Below are 17,699 nucleotides of genomic sequence, written 5' to 3'. Positions count from 1 at the left end.
GCAGCGGAGCGCAAGCTTGCTAAGATCGCGATCTGTGCTCCAGTGCGGTGCTTCTGCTTATAAAGCAGACACAGGTGGTCGAGCAGAACTTGTCTTCGACATGGCTAACAATATCTAGCAAAATCCGGCCTCATCTTGTTCTGCGCCGTGGTTGACGCGATGACTGCTGCGTCACTTTTCGAGCTCGCGCAGGCAGTGCAGACGCTCTTCAAAAGTCGCAGCTGGTTGTTGTCTGGGCCACCAATTGGTGCACGCGTCGATGCGCGCGTGTCTCTAAAAGGTCAAGCAAACAATGATACGCAAACGCGGGGGATACACCAGTCTTGACAGCGCCACTTGAACATGCGAGAACAGTCGGCTGTACGCGTGATTCGCATGCACGAGCAGCGTGCACGCAGATGGTGCGGACAAGTTTTGTCCGCTACGTGCGATTCCGAACAAAACGGAAGCGTCCGTATGAAGGATAATGCTCTTTATTGTCGTTTTTAATACAGACACACGAGACCCATGCACACAGTCGATGATCATCGCGAGAACGCCAACGACGCACCCGCAGCAGCACCCGCCGTCGCCCGCGCTCCCGCACGCGCTCCCGCCCTGCCCGCGCCGGTGGTGAGCTGGCTGCAAAGGGTCGAGGCGGCGGCGCACCCGCAGCCCAAGCTGACCGACGAGGTCGTAGATCCGAAGGCCGTGCAGTACAAGTTCGTCTACGTGATGGCCCCGACCAGCGGCGGTCGCCACGTTGCCATCTGCCTGTGCAAGGCGCGCCTGCGCCCGAACGGCGACGTTGCCGCCGCCAGCCCGGTGAGCGAGATCTTCTCGCTGTTGTCGGCGCCACCCGCCTACCTCGAAGGCGACGACGTCGACCTGGTGCGCTTCTTCATCGCCATGCGCAGCGGTTCGGCCCAGGGCACCAGCGCCACCGAACCGAAAGGCAAGGTGGGCGCCATCCTGCTGCAGATGCTTCTTGAACAAGGCAAGCTGCTGTGGGCGAACTCGTGGTCCGACATGGCCGGTGGCCTGGTCTACCCGCTGCAGGCCGGCCCGACCCGCCTGGCCAGCCTGGCCTGGCGCGACGAGGGCCGCGTGGCCAAGCTCGGATGGTCGGTGGAACCGGCCAACGGCGCCACCCACAGCGGGGCCGACCTGATCGACTACATGCTGCCGACCGACCCGCCGTGGTACATCGACAACCTGTCGATCGGCCCGCTCGAACTGAATCGCGGCGGCATCGACATCTCGCTGGCCGAACTGCAGGCCCTGGTGGCCCAGGCCCCGGCCCTTTCCGGCACCGACAAGAAGCGCGTCTCGCAACTGTTGCTGGCGCACGGCCTGCAGCAGCTGATGCCGCTGCCGCAGCCGCTCACCCAGCGCTTGCGCAACGACGTCAAGCCGATTCCGCACCTGCTGCTCGATTCAGTGCAGCTGTCCGACGGCGGCACGCCGCGCTGGCACGACTTCGCCGTGCTCGCCTTCGACTACGACGGCCAGCGCGTGTCCTTCGATCCGGCCCAGCGCGTGGTGCGCCAGATCGGCGACGTCACCGAAGTCATCGAACGCGACCCGAAGGCCGAAGCCGCGGCCCTCAACAAGTTGAACGAGATCGGCTTCCGCAAGCCGGTCACCGCGCCCTTCAACGCCATGGCCGGGGCTTTGGTGCTGGACAGCCAGGCGCACTGGCTGCGCTTCGCCGAGAACGATCTCGACGCGCTGTCCGACACCGGCTGGCACCTGCAAAAATCGGCCAAGTACCGCTACGACGTGGTGGCGGTCGAAGACTGGTATGCCGACATCGACGAACCCGAGGAGGCGGGCAACGCCTGGTTCGAACTGGAACTGGGCATCGTGGTGGCGCGCAAGCGCGTGCCGCTGCTGCCGGTGCTGGTGCAGCTGATCCGCAGCGCACCTGCCGACTTCGACCCGGCCGTGCTGGCCGCCCATGCCGAGGCCGACCAGATGCTGGCCACGCTGCCGGACGGCGCGCGCGTGGCGCTGCCTTGGGGCCGCCTGAAGCCCATCCTCGCCACCCTCGGCGAGCTGTACTTCAACGACAAGATCAAGGGCCGCATGCGCATGTCCACGCTGGACGCGGCGCGCCTGGAAGACCTGGCGCGCGGCCTCGAGCTGCGCTGGACCGGCGGCGAGCGCCTGCGCGAGACCGGCCGCAAGCTGAGCCAGTTCGGCTCGGTCAAGAAGGTCGAGGCCCCGAAAGGCCTGCAAGCTACCTTGCGCGACTACCAGCTCGACGGCCTGTCGTGGATGCAGTTCCTGCGCGAGTACGACCTCGGCGGCATCCTGGCCGACGACATGGGTCTCGGCAAGACCGTGCAGACCCTGGCCCACATCCTCACCGAGAAGGAAGCGGGGCGCCTGACCAGCCCGGCCCTGGTGATCGCGCCGACCAGCCTGATGACCAACTGGTTCGACGAAGCCGCGCGCTTCGCGCCGAGCCTGAAGGTGCTGCTCCTGCAGGGCAAGGAGCGCATGGACCTGTTCGACCAGATCGACGACGCCGACATCGTGCTGACCACCTATGCGCTGCTGCCGCGCGACGAGGAAAAGCTGCGCGAGCACCACTATCACCTGGTGATCCTGGACGAATCGCACTACATCAAGAACACCCGCTCCAAGGCGGCGCAGACGGCCGGCTCGCTCAATGCCCGCCACCGCCTGTGCCTGTCCGGCACCCCGCTCGAGAACCACCTGGGCGAGCTGTGGTCGCAGTTCCACTTCCTGCTGCCTGGGCTGCTGGGCGACGAGAAGAGCTTCAACAACCAGTTCCGCCACCCGATCGAACGCCAGGACGACTCGGTGCGCCGCACCCTGCTGAGCCGCCGCATCAAGCCCTTCCTGCTGCGCCGTACCAAGGACCACGTGGCCAAGGAACTGCCGGAGAAGACCGAGATGGTGCGCCGCATCGAGCTCTCAGGTGCACAGCGCGACCTGTACGAAACCGTGCGCCTGGCGATGGACAAGAAGGTGCGCGACGAGATCGACCGCAAGGGCGTGGCGCGCAGCCAGATCGTCATCCTCGAAGCGCTGCTCAAGCTGCGCCAGGTCTGCTGCGACCCGCGTCTGGTCAAGGCCATGCCGGGCAAGAAGAACACCGCCGCGGTGTCGGCCAAGCTGACCGACCTGATGCAGATGGTCGAAGACCTGCTGCAGGAAGGCCGCAAGATCCTGGTGTTCTCGCAGTTCACCAGCATGCTGTTCCTGATCGAGGAAGAACTCGCCGCGCGCGGCATCCACTACGCGCTGCTCACCGGCGAGACGCGCGACCGCTCGGCCCAGGTGGCCGCTTTCCAGCAGGGTGCGGTGCCGATCTTCCTGATCAGCCTGAAGGCCGGCGGCGTGGGCCTGAACCTCACCGCGGCCGACACCGTGATCCACTACGACCCGTGGTGGAACCCGGCCGCCGAGAACCAGGCCACCGACCGCGCCTGGCGCATCGGGCAGGACAAGCCCGTGTTCGTGTACAAGCTGATCGCCAAGGGCACGCTGGAAGAAAAGATCCAGCAGCTGCAGCTGAAGAAGTCGGAACTGGCGCAGTCGATCCTGTCCGAAGGCGAATCGCAGAAGATGGCGCTGACGCAGGAAGATCTGCAGGCGATCTTCGCACCGCTGGAAGACTAAGAGCGCTCCAAAGGCGCGAATAAAAAGGGCGGCTGGTTTGCACCAGCCGCCCTTTTTTGCATCAATGCGGATTATTTGTAATAAGCCTCGACCTTGCCCTTCAGCTTGATCAGCATCGGCTTGCCCTTGCGGTCGAGCGTGCGGCCGGCGGCGACCTTGATCCAGCCTTCGCTCATGCAATACTCTTCGACGTCGTGGCGATCCTTGTCGTTGAAGCGAATGCCGATCTCGCGCTGGAAAACGTCGCGGTTATGAAAAGGGCTGCTCGGGTCGATCGAGAGCCGGTCCGGGAGTGGGGGGAGGGTAGCGGTATCGTTCATAGACGCGAATTATCCACCAACTGCGCGCAGTGTGGCGCATTTTTCATCATGGTCATGCGCCGCTCGCCGGCCTGCGCAGGACAAGGCTGGGCTCGCTTCTATACAAAGACCCGGCAGCAACGATATACTGGGTGACAACATTCATTGTCCCATCGATAACAGGAAATGCCCATGACCCGTAGCACGGCTGCCGATCCCCATGCTCCGGCCAGTCCGGAACGCTCTGCCGGTATCGATGCCCATTTCCGCACCATCGCCGAACTCGCGGGCGACATCGCCTTCAGCATCGACTTGCCCGCGCACACGCTGCGCTACCTGAGCCCGGCATTCTCCGCCTTGCTGGGCCACGCGGCCGGCGCCCTGCAGGCCGCGCTCCTGGGCGACGGCACGGACGAAGCGCTGGGCGCGCTCGGCCTGCAGCTCGCCGCGCACGACGGCCTCGTTCCGGGCGAGCGCCGCGTGCAGGAAGTCGACGTGCGCAACGCGGATGGCCATCCGGTCGGGCTGCAGGTGATCGCCACGGTGGTCCGCAACGAGGACGCCAGCCGCTCGCTGGTGGGACTGCTGCGCGACCTGTCGGCGCAGCGCGCCCACCAGGCCGACCAGCGCCGTTTCGCGAGCATGCTGAACCACGAATTCCGCACGCCGCTGGCGACCATCGATGGCGCGATCCAGCGCCTGGAAGCGACCACCCAGGGTGTCGACGACGCGGTGCGCCAGCGCTACCGCAAGATCGCGGTCGCGACGGACCGCCTGATTGCCATGCTGGATGAATATTTATCGCCCGACCGCATGGCCGCGATCGGCAAGGTGCGCCAGCCGAACACGATCGCCGCGCGCGACCTGCTGGATGCCGGCGTCAAGCAGTTGCGCGAGGCGGGCCGCGAAGCGGTGCTCGACGCGGAAACACTGACGCAAGGCCTGCGCGGCGAGCCGGAGGGATTGGGCCTGGCGCTCAAGGTCCTGGTCGACAATGCCTTGCTGTACTCGCCGGCCGGCAGCAAGGTGACGCTGGGCGCACGCCGCAGCGGCAACGGGGTCGAGTTCACGGTGCGCGACGAAGGCACGGGCGTGCCGCCGGAAGATGCAGCCTGCATTTTCGACAAAGGCTACCGCGGCAGCAATGCCGCCGGCCTGCCGGGCAGTGGACTGGGGCTCTACATGGCGCGCTCGATCGTCGACGTCCATGGCGGCATGCTGCGCCTGGGAGAAGACGGCAAGGAATTCCGGCTTTGGTTACCCGCCCTGGATATTAACGGCCAACAACAACTTGCCTCATCCTCTCCCAACAGTGATAATCGGACCGATCATTAACCTGACCAATCCATGACGCAGATACTGATTGTTGAAGACAATGGCGAATACGCCGACGACATGGCCGAGTTCCTGCGGGAGCTGGACCACGACGTCACGATCGCCAAGACCGCAAGCGAGATGTGGGCGGCGCTGACGCGCACCCCGGCAGCGGTCGTCGTGCTCGATCTCGGCCTGCCGGACGAGGATGGTTTCAACGTCATTCCACGGATGCGCCAGCTGTACCCGGAGATCGGCCTGCTGGTGCTGACCGGCCGGGTCGCGTTCGACCACCGCATCCTCGGGCTGCGCCTGGGCGCCGACCACTACCTGACCAAGCCGATCAAGTTCCCCGAACTGGCGGCGCACATCGAAGCGCTGGACCGCCGCGTGCGTCCGGCCGATCCGGCGCCGGCGCCGAGCAAGTGGACCCTGCGCGTGAGCGCGCGCCAGCTCGAGCTGGGCGGCAAGATGATCGACCTGACCGAAAAGGAGTGCAATTTCCTGCACCTCCTGACCATCAACACCCGTCCGGTGCCGCGCCAGGTGATCGTCGCCGGCATGGGCGGCGAAGACCCGGACGCCAGCCGCCGGGTCGACATGCTGGTCTACCGCCTGCGCAAGAAAGCCCGTTCCGGCCTCGGCCAAGACCTGCCCCTGCGCAGCGCCTACGGCGAAGGCTACAGCCTCTCGGCCGGTTTCACGCTGGCCTGACGGCGGCGTTTTCCCCGCGATTTTTCATTCCAGGACGGCATTCCTGCCGTCTGTCGCATGGCGCTCCTTCGACGCCTCTGCCGCTCGCTACACTCCGCCTGTCCCGTGTACCGAAACGACCGAAGCAAAGGAGCCCCATGTCGCGCTATCGCCTTTCCGCCATGTCCGCATTGTCGCTCTGCCTGCTGGCCGGCGGTCCTGCCGTCGCGCATGCCCAGTCCACCGAACTGCTGCGCGAGCGCGCGCCGGCGCAGCGTCCGCAGATCATGTTCGTCGCCAGCACCCATCTGGCCAACCATGGCAGGGACCTGGTCAACACCAGCGTGCCGGACGTGCTGGAGCCGCAGCGCCAGAACGAGATCGCCGCCCTGGCCGAGGCGCTGGCGCGTTTCAGGCCAACCAAGGTGGCGGTGGAGGTGCAGCTGGCCGAGCAGGCCGCGCTGGACGAACGCTACGCCGGCTACCGCCAGGGCAGCTACCAGCTGGCCCGCGGAGAGACGGACCAGCTCGGCATGCGCATCGCTGCCAGACTCGGTCATCCGCGCCTGTATGCGGTGGACTGGAAATATGCGCCGCCGGGGCCGATCGCCGAGTATGACTTCAAGACCTGGGCCATGAACGAGGGCGGCGCGCACCCGGCGCGCTTTGCCGCCATGGCCAATCCGGCCTGGGTGCAGGAGGAGAACGCGATGATGCGCCGCGAACCGGTGACCCGCTGGTATGTGCACTTCAACCAGCCGGACAAGCTGGAGAAGATGAACCGGGCCTATTTTGATTACGCGATGTTCAATAACGGCAAGGATTATCCAGGTGCAAACTGGGTCGGCGCCTGGTATGCGCGCAACCTCAAGATTTTCGCGAACCTGGTGCGGCTGGCGGAGGGTCCGCAGGAGCGGCTCTTGGTGATCTACGGCCAGGGCCATGTTTTCCCGCTGCGCCAGTATGCCGAACAGTCGGGCGCATTCACCGTCGTGGACCCGCTTCCGCTCTTGACAGCGGCAGCTGGACAGTAATTGGGGACAGAGTCAGACGTTTTTTAAGCGCGCCCGCAATCAATTGGGGACAGAGTCGCGCTTCTGGACTATAATGCATGCTCGACTCAGCATACATCATGGCACGCCTTCCCCGACTCGTCATCCCGAACCAGCCGCACCACGTCATCCAGCGCGGCAACAACCGCCAGCCGATCTTCCATGAAGAGGAGGATTATCGGCGCTTCCTCGGCTGGCTGAAGGAAGCGGCGCGTTTTTACGAGGTGGCGATCCACGCCTATGTGCTGATGCCGAACCACCTCCACCTGCTGGCCACGCCTTCCAACGAGTCCGGGCTGGCGCTGATGATGCAGAAGGTTGGCCGCTTCTACGTCCCCTGGTTCAATCAGAAGTACGCGCGCACGGGCGGCCTGTTCGAAGGGCGCTTCCGCACCTCGCTGGTCGATACCGAGCATTATTTCCTGGTCTGCAGCCGCTACATCGAACTCAATCCGCTGCGGGCCGGGCTGGTGGCGGCGCCGCTGGACTATCCGTGGTCGAGCTACGCCCACCACGCCGGCGCGCGCAGCGACGCCCTCGTCACCGACCACCTGCTCTACTGGGGCCTGGGCAACACGCCCTTCCAGCGCGAAGCGGCCTACACCGAACTAGTCATGCAGGGCATTCCCCAGGAAGAAGTCGATTTCCTCACCGCCTCGGTGCTGAAGAACCAGCCCCTGGGTTCGGATGCCTTCAAGGCCGAGCTCGAGCGCCGGACCAAGCGCCAGATCCTGCCGGCCAAGCGCGGGCGGCCGTTCCGGGAGCCGATCCCGCCGCCTCCGCAAGCATAAACAATCAGCAACTGATCAAGGGCACGATTATTCGTGCCCTTTTTTTGTTCAGCACCGGTCGAGACAGGGCTGGGAACGCGATTTGTGACATTCGGACGGGCTTGCGGTGATAGGGGGTGTCGCCGCTTCTCATCATTAAAATCAAGGGCTTATCAGAAAGAGGCAAGATTTCCATGCCTTCTATCTACTCTGTCCCCATATAATAAATACTTCAAAAAGTTATCAAACAATTCGACTCTGACCCTAATTGTTTTTGTTTACGTTTGTGCTGCGTTGCACTATTCTCGATTTTCGACCCCTGAAAAAGCTGTGGAGATTGCCTCATGATTGCCCAAGGTTTGTACGATCCCGCCAATGAACACGATGCCTGCGGCGTCGGTTTCATCGCCCATATCAAGGGCAACAAGAGCCACTCGATCATCGAGCAGGGCCTGCAGATCCTGAAGAACCTCGACCACCGCGGCGCGGTCGGTGCCGATCCGCTGATGGGCGACGGCGCCGGTATCCTGATCCAGATCCCGGACCAGTACTTCCGCGACGAGATGGCCAAGCAGGGCGTGGAACTGCCGCCGCCCGGCGAATACGGCGTCGGCATGGTGTTCCTGCCGAAGGAACACGCTTCGCGCATCGCCTGCGAACAGGAAATCGAACGCGCCGTGCGCATCGAAGGCCAGGTCGTGCTCGGCTGGCGCAACGTGCCGGTCGACGAGACCATGCCGATGTCGCCCTTCGTGAAAGCCAAGGAGCCGGTGATCCGCCAGATCTTCATCGGCCGCGGCCCGGACATCATGGTGACCGACGCGCTCGAGCGCAAGCTCTACGTCATCCGCAAGTCGTCCGGCCACGCGATCCAGGCCCTGAAGCTCCTGCACGGCAAGGAGTTCTTCGTGCCCTCGATGTCGGCGCGCACCATCGTCTACAAGGGCCTGCTGCTGGCCGACCAGGTCGGCGTGTACTACAAGGACCTGCAGGATCCGCGCTGCATCTCGGCCCTCGCCTTGGTGCACCAGCGCTTCTCGACCAACACCTTCCCGGAATGGCCGCTGGCCCACCCTTACCGCCTGATCGCGCACAACGGCGAGATCAACACCGTCAAGGGCAACTTCAACTGGACCCGTGCCCGCGAAGGCGTGCTGAAATCCGCCGTGCTGGGCGACGACCTGGGCAAGCTGTTCCCGCTGATCTATGAAGGCCAGTCCGACACCGCCTGCTTCGATAATGCGCTCGAGCTCCTGGTGATGGCCGGCTATCCGGTCGCCCAGGCGATGATGATGATGATCCCGGAAGCCTGGGAAAACCACACCTCGATGGACGACAACCGCCGCGCCTTCTACGAATACCACGCCGCGATGATGGAACCGTGGGACGGCCCCGCCGCCATGGCCTTCACCGACGGCCGCCACATCGGCGGCACCCTGGACCGCAACGGCCTGCGCCCGGCGCGCTACGTCATCACCGAGGACGACCTGGTCGTCATGGCCTCGGAATCGGGCGTGCTGCCGATTCCCGAATCGCGCATCGTCAAGAAATGGCGCCTCCAGCCGGGCAAGATGTTCCTGATCGACCTGGAAGCCGGCCGCATCATCGACGACAAGGAGCTGAAGGACACCTACTCGAACGCCAAGCCGTATAAAGCCTGGATCAAGTCGGTGCGCATCAAGCTCAACGAGATCAAGCTGTCCGAATCGCAGCTCCCCCAGCACCGCGTCAAGGATGCGCAAGGTGAAAAAGCGGCGGTGCCGCTGCTGGACCGCCAGCAGGCCTTCGGCTACACCCAGGAAGACCTGAAGTTCCTGATGGCGCCGATGGCGGTGCTGGGCGAGGAAGCCACCGGTTCGATGGGCAACGACTCGCCGCTGGCGGTCATGTCGAACAAGCTCAAACCTTTGTATAACTACTTTAAACAATTGTTTGCGCAAGTGACCAATCCGCCGATCGACCCGATCCGCGAAAGCATGGTCATGTCGCTGGTCTCCTTCATCGGCCCGAAGCCGAACCTGCTGGACACCAACAACGTCAACCCGCCGATGCGCCTTGAAGTGGCGCAGCCGATCCTCGGCTTCGACGACATGGCGCGCCTGCGCGCCATCAGCCTGCACACCGGAGGCAAGTTCAAGTCCTATGAGCTGAACATCTGCTATCCGGTCGCCTGGGGCAAGGAAGGCATCGAAGCCTGTCTCGCCTCGCTGTGCGCCGAAGCCGTGGATGCGGTCAAGTCGGGCCACAACATCCTGATCGTCTCGGACCGCAACCTCTCCGCCGAACAGGTCGCGATTCCCGCGCTGCTGGCCACCTCGACCATCCACCAGCACCTGGTGGGCCGCGGCCTGCGCGCCTCCACCGGCCTGGTGGTCGAAACCGGCTCGGCCCGCGAGACCCACCACTTCGCGCTGCTGGCCGGCTACGGCGCGGAAGCCGTGCACCCCTATCTCGCACTGGAAACCCTGGCCGACCTGGCGCACAACCTGCCGCACGAGATGGATGCCGACAAGGCGATCTATAACTACACCAAGGCGGTGGGCAAGGGCTTGATGAAGGTGATGTCCAAGATGGGCATCTCCACCTACATGTCCTACTGCGGCGCCCAGATCTTCGAAGCCGTGGGCCTGAACAAGTCGCTGGTCGACAAGTACTTCCGCGGCACCTCGTCCACCGTGGAAGGCATCGGCCTGTTCGAAGTGGCGGAGGAAGCGCTGCGCCTGCACGCGCTGGCCTTCGGCAACGACCCGGTGCTGGCCAACGCGCTCGACACCGGCGGCGAGTACGCCTTCCGCGTGCGCGGCGAAGACCACCTGTGGACCCCGGACGCGATCGCCAAGCTGCAGCACTCGACCCGCGCCAACAACTTCAGCACCTACAAGGAATACGCGCAGATCATCAACGACCAGAGCCGCCGCCACCTGACCCTGCGCGGCCTGTTCGAGTTCAGGATCGATCCGTCGAAAGCCATCCCGCTGGAAGAAGTCGAGCCGGCCAAGGAAATCGTCAAGCGTTTTGCCACCGGCGCGATGTCGCTCGGCTCGATCAGTACCGAAGCGCACGCCACCCTGGCGATTGCCATGAACCGCATCGGCGGCAAGTCGAACACCGGCGAAGGCGGCGAGGATCCGCGCCGCTACATGGGGGAGTTCAAGGGCATCCGAATCGCCAAGGGCGAGAGCCTGGCCTCGATCCTGGGCGCGGACCGCGTGGTGGCCGACATCCCGCTGGAAGAGGGCGATTCGCTGCGCTCGAAGATCAAGCAGGTGGCGTCGGGCCGCTTCGGCGTCTCCGCCGAGTACCTGGCCTCGGCCGACCAGATCCAGATCAAGATGGCGCAAGGCGCAAAACCGGGCGAAGGCGGCCAACTGCCGGGCCACAAGGTGTCCGAATACATCGCGTCCCTGCGCGTGTCGGTGCCGGGCGTGGGCCTGATCTCGCCGCCGCCGCACCACGACATCTATTCGATCGAAGACCTGGCGCAGCTGATCCACGACCTCAAGAACGTCAACCCGAACGCCTCGATCTCGGTCAAGCTGGTCTCGGAAGTGGGCATCGGCACCGTCGCCGCGGGCGTCTCGAAGGCCAAGGCCGACCATGTGGTGGTGGCCGGCCACGACGGCGGCACCGGCGCTTCGCCGCTGTCCTCGGTCAAGCACGCCGGCACCCCATGGGAGCTGGGCCTGGCCGAGACCCAGCAGACGCTGGTGCTCAACGGCCTGCGCAGCCGCATCCGCGTCCAGGCGGACGGCCAGATGCGCACCGGCCGCGACGTCGTGGTCGCCGCCATGTTGGGCGCCGACGAAATCGGCTTTGCGACCGCGCCGCTGGTGGTCGAAGGCTGCATCATGATGCGCAAGTGCCACCTGAATACCTGCCCGGTCGGCGTCGCGACCCAGGACCCGGTCCTGCGCGCCAAGTTCCAGGGTAAACCAGAGCACGTGGTGAACTACTTCTTCTTCGTTGCCGAGGAAGCGCGCCAGATCATGGCGCAGCTGGGCATCCGCAGCTACGACGAGCTGATCGGGCGAACCGACCTGCTCGACAAGGCACGCGCTGTCCAGCACTGGAAGGCGCAGGGCCTGGACTTCTCGAACATCTTCTACCAGCCGAAGGTCGATTCGCCGCGCGCCCTGTTCCACACCGACGGCCAGGACCATGGCCTCGACCGTGCCCTGGACCACAAGCTGATCGCCCAGGCCAAGGCCGCGCTGGAGAAGGGCGAACGCGTGTCCTTCATCTCGCCGGTGAAGAACCTGAACCGCACCGTGGGCACCATGCTGTCGGGCGAAGTGGCCAAGCGCTACGGCCACGCCGGCCTGCCGGACGACACCATCCACATCCAGCTGCAGGGCACCGCTGGCCAGTCGGCCGCGGCCTTCCTGGCAGCCGGCATCACGATCGACCTGGTGGGCGAGGGCAACGACTACGTCGGCAAGGGCCTGTCGGGCGGCCGCATCATCGTGCGTCCGAACACCGAGTTCCGCGGCTGGGCGGTGGACAACATCATCGTCGGCAACACCGTGCTGTACGGCGCGATCTCGGGCGAGGCCTTCTTCAACGGAGTGGCCGGCGAGCGCTTCGCGGTGCGTAACTCGGGTGCCACAGCGGTGGTCGAGGGCTGCGGCGACCACGGCTGCGAATACATGACCGGCGGTACCGTCGTGGTGCTGGGCGAGACCGGCCGCAACTTCGCGGCCGGCATGTCGGGCGGCGTCGCCTACGTGTACGACCCGAAGGGCGAGTTCGAAGGCAAGTGCAATACCACGATGGTGAACCTGGAACCGGTGCTCACCACCAAGCAGCAGGGCCAGGCTGGCCAGGCCGGCTGGCACAGCCAGACCCGCGGCGGCGAGCGCGAGTCGGACGAGGTCATCCTGCGCCGCCTGATCGAGCGCCACTTCAAGCACACGGGTTCGACCCGCGCGCGCAACCTGCTGGACGACTGGGCCAACAGCCGCGGCAAGTTCGTGAAGGTCTTCCCGACCGACTACAAGCGCGCGCTCGAAGAGATGCATAACTCGAGCATGGAAGAAGCGAACGACAAGATCGAGCTGGCGGCCTGATCAGAAATAGCGAGATAAGGAAAACAACGTGGGCAAAATTACCGGCTTCATGGAATTCGAACGGCAGGAAGAGGGCCACCTCGAACCTAGCGATCGCGTCAAGAACTACAAGGAATTCGTGCTGACCCTGACCGATGGCCAGGCCAAGGTGCAGGGCGCACGCTGCATGGACTGCGGCATCCCCTTCTGCAATACGGGCTGCCCGGTCAACAACCAGATCCCGGACTGGAACGACCTGGTCTACCACGGCAACTACCGTGCGGCCGTCGAGAACCTGCATTCGACCAACAACTTCCCCGAGTTCACCGGCCGCATCTGTCCGGCCCCGTGCGAGTCGGCCTGCACGCTCGGCATCAACGACGACCCGGTCGGCATCAAGTCGATCGAGCGCAAGATCGCCGACAGCGGCTGGGAGCACGGCTGGATCGTGCCGCAGCCCGCAAGCGTCAAGACCGGCAAGAAGGTCGCCGTGGTCGGCTCCGGCCCGGCCGGCCTGGCCGCCGCCCAGCAGCTGGCGCGCGTCGGCCACGACGTGACCGTGTTCGAGAAGAGCGACCGCATCGGCGGCCTGCTGCGCTACGGCATTCCCGACTTCAAGATGGAGAAGGACCTGATCGACCGCCGGGTAGAGCAGATGAAGGCGGAAGGCGTGGTCTTCCGCACCAGCGTCCTGATCGGCAAGGACTTCCCGGCCACGGTCAGCAACATGGCGCGCGACACCATCTTCCCGGAAGACCTGGCGCAAGACTTCGACGCCGTGGTCCTGGCCGGCGGCGCCGAGCAGCCGCGCGACCTGCCCGTGCCGGGCCGCGAGCTCAAGGGCGTGCACTTCGCGATGGACTTCCTGCCGCAGCAGAACCGGGTCAATGCCGGCGACAAGCTGAAGGACCAGATCAAGGCGACGGGCAAGCACGTAGTCGTGATCGGTGGCGGCGACACCGGTTCCGACTGCGTCGGCACCTCGAACCGCCACGGCGCGGCCTCGGTCACCCAGTTCGAACTGATGCCGATGCCGCCCGAGCAGGAAAACAAGCCGCTGGTCTGGCCCTACTGGCCGACCCGCCTGCGCACCTCGTCCTCGCACGAGGAAGGCTGCCAGCGCGACTGGGCGGTGGCGACCAAGCGCCTGGAAGGCAAGGGCGGCAAGGTGGAAAAACTGGTGGCCTGCCGCGTCGAGTGGAAAGACGGCAAGATGGCCGAGGTGCCGGATTCGGAATTCGAGATGAAGGCCGACCTGGTGTTCCTGGCGATGGGCTTCGTGTCGCCGGTGCAGAACGTGCTGGACGCCTTCGGCGTGCAGAAGGATGCGCGCGGCAATGCCCGCGCCGCGGTCGAGGGCGAGCGTTCCTACCAGACCTCGGTGCCGAAGGTGTTCGCCGCCGGCGACATGCGCCGCGGCCAGTCGCTGGTGGTGTGGGCGATCCGCGAGGGACGGCAGTGCGCCCGCGCGGTCGACGAATTCCTGATGGGCAGTTCGGTGTTGCCGCGCTAGCTTCCTCGGGGACGCGACACCGGGACAAAGGCGGCTTCGGCCGCCTTTTTTTTCGTCGTCTCCGCAATACTGTGGACAAGGTCCAACAGCTTCCAGGTATTTACATTCGACCTGCACACTTATGTGCGCGTCCGCACGACAAGAGGGCGGCTGGCGTCCTTACGCTAAGGCTTATTGCAGCGCATCACACGACAGCCAGATGACATGCATACGAAAAAATACATTCGAAAATGTATGTTTGGATTTCCCATCGTATTCATTGATATAATTCGACAAGTGGTTGCTTGTTAGAGATACATATCTCTTAAAAAACAGTAGCTTAGACGCAGAAATATCTGACCAGCGAGTTACTTTTCTTGCAGCGTCAGCGCGACCGAACCGCTGGGACTGGGCCAGCTCAAGCGGGGCATAAGCTTTCTGCACTACAATAACGGATTACCCAAAATATCAAACACGCTGTGTCCAACCTAGTTGAAATCCGCGATCTGCACTTTGCGTACGGGGAGCGTTCCATCCTGTCGAACCTGCGCATGGACTTTCCGCGCGGCAAGCTCGTGGCCGTCATGGGCGGTTCGGGCTGTGGCAAGACCACGGTCCTGCGCCTGATCGGCGGCCAGATCCGCCCGCAGCGCGGCGAGGTGCGCGTGGGCGGCGAAGTCGTGCACCAGCTCAATACCGAAGGCCTGTACCGCCTGCGCCGCCGCATGGGCATGCTGTTCCAGTTCGGCGCGCTGTTTACCGACCTGTCGGTGTTCGACAACGTCGCCTTTCCGCTGCGCGAACATACCGACCTGCCGGAAGAAGTGATCCGCGACTTGGTCCTGATGAAACTCAACGCCGTCGGCCTGCGTAACGCGCACCGCCTGAAGCCGGCCGAGATCTCGGGCGGCATGGCGCGCCGCGTGGCCGTCGCCCGCGCCGTCGCGCTCGACCCCGAACTGATCATGTACGACGAGCCCTTCGCCGGCCTCGACCCGATTTCCATGGGCGTTACCGCCAACCTGATCCGCAACCTGAACGACGCCCTCGGCTCGACCTCGATCCTGGTCTCGCACGACGTGCACGAATGCTTCGCGATTGCCGACTACGTGTACTTCATGTCGGCAGGAAAAATCGTTGCCGAAGGCACGCCGGCCGAGCTGCGCGTCTCGGAAGACCCGTATGTGAAGCAGTTCGTGAATGCCGCGCCGGATGGCCCGGTGCCCTTCCATTATCCGGGCAAGTCGCTGGCCGATGACCTCGGCCTGGGAGGCGTGCGCCCATGACGATCACGCGTTTCCTGGGACATATCGGCCGTAGCGTACGCGAAGCCATCGAAAGCGTCGGCTTCGCCACGCGCGCCTTCTTCAACCTGCTCGGCGTCTCGCCCGGCGCCTTCCGGCGTCCGGCCCTGATCTCGGAGCAGATCCACTTCATCGGCAATTATTCGCTGGTGATCATCATCGTGTCCGGCCTGTTCGTCGGCATGGTGCTCGGCCTGCAGGGCTATTACACGCTGAACCAGTACGGCGCCGAGCAGGCGCTGGGACAGGTGGTGGCGCTGGCCCTGGTGCGCGAGCTCGGCCCGGTCGTGACCGCGCTGCTGTTCGCCGGCCGCGCCGGCACCTCGCTCACCGCGCAGATCGGCCTCATGAAAGCCGGCGAGCAGCTCTCCGCCATGGAAATGATGGCGATTAACCCGGTCCAGCGCGTGCTGGCGCCGCGTTTCTGGGGCGGCGTGATCGCCATGCCTATCCTCGCGGCCATCTTCTCGGCGGTCGGCGTGTTTGGCGGCTACCTGGTCGGCGTGCAGCTGATCGGCGTGGACGAGGGCGCGTTCTGGTCGCAGATGCAGGCCGGCGTGGATGTGCGCGCTGACGTACTGAATAGTGTTCTCAAAAGCTTTATCTTTGGTATCGCGGTCACGTTCACGGCGCTGTTCCAGGGTTACCAGACCAAGCCGACCCCGGAAGACGTCTCGCGCGCAACCACGCGCACCGTCGTGATCGCGTCGCTGATGGTCTGGGGCCTGGATTTCATCATGACCGCACTGATGTTCAACAAGTAACAAGTCAACAACAACACCGAATTACTAGGGTATTCGTATGCATCGCAAAACTATCGACGTCTGGGTTGGCCTGTTTGTCCTGCTGGGCGCGGCCTCGCTGCTGTTCCTGGCGCTGCAGGCCGGCAACATGAGCTCGTTCTCGTTCAGCAAGACCTATGCCGTGACCGCCAAGTTCGACAATATCGGCGGCCTCAAGCCGCAGGCGCCGGTCAAGAGCGCCGGCGTGGTGGTCGGCCGCGTGGGCGAAATCAGCTTCGACGACAAGACCTATCAGGCGCTCGTGCGCCTCGATATGGAGCCAGGATATAAATTCCCGAAAGACAGTTCGCTGAAGATCCTGACTGCCGGCCTGCTGGGCGAGCAGTACATCGGCATCGAACCGGGTGGCGACACCCAGAACCTGGTCGAGGGCGACCGCATCAACCGTACCCAGTCGGCGACGGTGCTCGAAGACCTGATCAATCAATTCATCTATAGCAAGGCCGCTGAAGGAAAGGAAGGTAGTGAATGAAACACGCACCACACCGTACCACCGGCCGTATTCATGGGCTTGCAGCAATCGCCGTTGCCCTGCTGCTGACCGGCTGCGCTACCACGCAGAATCCGCAGGACCCGCTGGAAGGCTATAACCGCGCCGTATTCCGCTTCAACGACACGGTCGACCGTGCCGTCCTGAAGCCGACCGCCACCGCCTACAAGAACGTCACCCCGAGCTTCGTGCAGACCGGCGTCAGCAATTTCTTCGGCAACCTGTCCGATGCCTGGAGCGCGGTGAACAACCTGCTGCAGGGCAAGGGCGAGGCCGGCATGGGCGACGTCACCCGTGTCGCCGTCAATTCGACCTTCGGCATCTTCGGCCTGCTCGACATCGCCTCCGAAGCCGGCATCCAGAAGCATAACGAGGATTTCGGCCAGACTCTGGGCGTCTGGGGCGTACCAAGCGGCCCCTTCTTGATGTTGCCGGTGTTGGGCCCATCTACGGTACGTGACACCGCCGCGCTGCCGGCCGATATCGGCGCCGACATCTGGAAGTACAAGCGTCCGGAAAACTGGCGCAACATCGGCGCGGCGATCCGCGTGGTTGACAAGCGCGCCAGCCTGCTCGACGCCGGCAACCTGCTGGAAGACGCCGCCCTGGACCGCTACGAGTTCATCCGCGACGGCTACATGCAGCGCCGCCAGAGCCAGGTCTACGACGGCAACGTGCCGCGCCAGGCCGACGGCACCGACGATGCCGACGAGGCGACCAGCAATGCCGAACCGGCGGCCGACCCGGCCGGCAAGGCAAGCGCGGAGCCGACGAAGTAACAAGTCCTTACACACCGGTGTCATC

General features: G+C 64.3%; 12 protein-coding genes. 11 read left to right on the top strand and 1 reads right to left on the bottom strand.

Annotation, left to right across the window (positions count from 1 at the left end):
- Positions 1-507: 507 nt before the first annotated feature.
- The gene (locus MasN3_RS00610) at positions 508-3,633 is read left to right on the top strand and encodes a DEAD/DEAH box helicase (protein WP_281911387.1); all 3,126 of its coding nucleotides are present in this window, start codon (positions 508-510) and stop codon (positions 3,631-3,633) included.
- Positions 3,634-3,704: 71 nt separating this feature from the next.
- Here the strand turns inward: MasN3_RS00610 and MasN3_RS00605 are convergent, their stop codons facing one another.
- Positions 3,705-3,953 carry a DUF3297 family protein gene (locus MasN3_RS00605; protein ID WP_281911386.1) on the bottom strand — a complete coding sequence of 83 codons (249 nt, stop codon included), beginning with the start codon at positions 3,951-3,953 and terminating at the stop codon, positions 3,705-3,707.
- 171 nt (positions 3,954-4,124) lie between these two features.
- On the opposite strand from MasN3_RS00605, the gene MasN3_RS00600 reads away from it, so the two are divergent.
- From MasN3_RS00600 to MasN3_RS00555, 10 genes are all read left to right on the top strand, one after another.
- Positions 4,125-5,267, top strand: a complete 1,143-nt coding sequence (locus MasN3_RS00600; protein ID WP_281911384.1) for a PAS domain-containing sensor histidine kinase — start codon at positions 4,125-4,127, stop codon at positions 5,265-5,267.
- A gap of 12 nt (positions 5,268-5,279) precedes the next feature.
- Complete coding sequence (locus tag MasN3_RS00595) at positions 5,280-5,960, top strand: response regulator transcription factor (RefSeq protein ID WP_281911383.1); 681 nt, start codon at positions 5,280-5,282, stop codon at positions 5,958-5,960.
- Positions 5,961-6,097: 137 nt separating this feature from the next.
- Positions 6,098-6,973: a DUF5694 domain-containing protein gene (locus MasN3_RS00590; protein ID WP_281911381.1), complete on the top strand. Its 876-nt coding sequence runs from the start codon at positions 6,098-6,100 to the stop codon at positions 6,971-6,973.
- Positions 6,974-7,071: 98 nt separating this feature from the next.
- Positions 7,072-7,782: a transposase gene (locus tag MasN3_RS00585; RefSeq protein ID WP_281911379.1), complete on the top strand. Its 711-nt coding sequence runs from the start codon at positions 7,072-7,074 to the stop codon at positions 7,780-7,782.
- Positions 7,783-8,105: 323 nt separating this feature from the next.
- The gene (locus MasN3_RS00580; RefSeq protein WP_281911378.1) at positions 8,106-12,827 is read left to right on the top strand and encodes a glutamate synthase-related protein; all 4,722 of its coding nucleotides are present in this window, start codon (positions 8,106-8,108) and stop codon (positions 12,825-12,827) included.
- A 28-nt stretch (positions 12,828-12,855) separates the two neighbouring features.
- Positions 12,856-14,319, top strand: coding sequence for a glutamate synthase subunit beta (locus MasN3_RS00575; protein WP_281911377.1), 1,464 nt, complete (start codon positions 12,856-12,858; stop codon positions 14,317-14,319).
- Positions 14,320-14,777: 458 nt separating this feature from the next.
- Entirely contained in the window at positions 14,778-15,584 is an 807-nt protein-coding gene (locus tag MasN3_RS00570; protein ID WP_281911376.1) for an ABC transporter ATP-binding protein, read from the top strand.
- Positions 15,581-16,366, top strand: a complete 786-nt coding sequence (gene mlaE, locus MasN3_RS00565; protein ID WP_281911374.1) for a lipid asymmetry maintenance ABC transporter permease subunit MlaE — start codon at positions 15,581-15,583, stop codon at positions 16,364-16,366. The genes MasN3_RS00570 and mlaE overlap by 4 nt, the downstream gene beginning before the upstream one ends.
- Before the next feature lie 37 nt (positions 16,367-16,403).
- Positions 16,404-16,877 carry an outer membrane lipid asymmetry maintenance protein MlaD gene (mlaD, locus tag MasN3_RS00560; RefSeq protein WP_281911373.1) on the top strand — a complete coding sequence of 158 codons (474 nt, stop codon included), beginning with the start codon at positions 16,404-16,406 and terminating at the stop codon, positions 16,875-16,877.
- On the top strand, positions 16,874-17,674 hold the full coding sequence (locus tag MasN3_RS00555; RefSeq protein WP_281911372.1) for an MlaA family lipoprotein: 801 nt from the start codon (positions 16,874-16,876) through the stop codon (positions 17,672-17,674). Before mlaD ends, MasN3_RS00555 begins: the two co-directional genes overlap by 4 nt.
- The last annotated feature ends 25 nt before the right edge of the window (positions 17,675-17,699 follow it).

This window comes from Massilia varians, assembly GCF_027923905.1.
Classification (GTDB): Bacteria; Pseudomonadota; Gammaproteobacteria; order Burkholderiales; family Burkholderiaceae_D; genus Telluria; species Telluria varians_B.
Note: the sequence above shows the minus strand (reverse complement) of the source record. Positions and strands in the feature narration are given on the sequence as shown.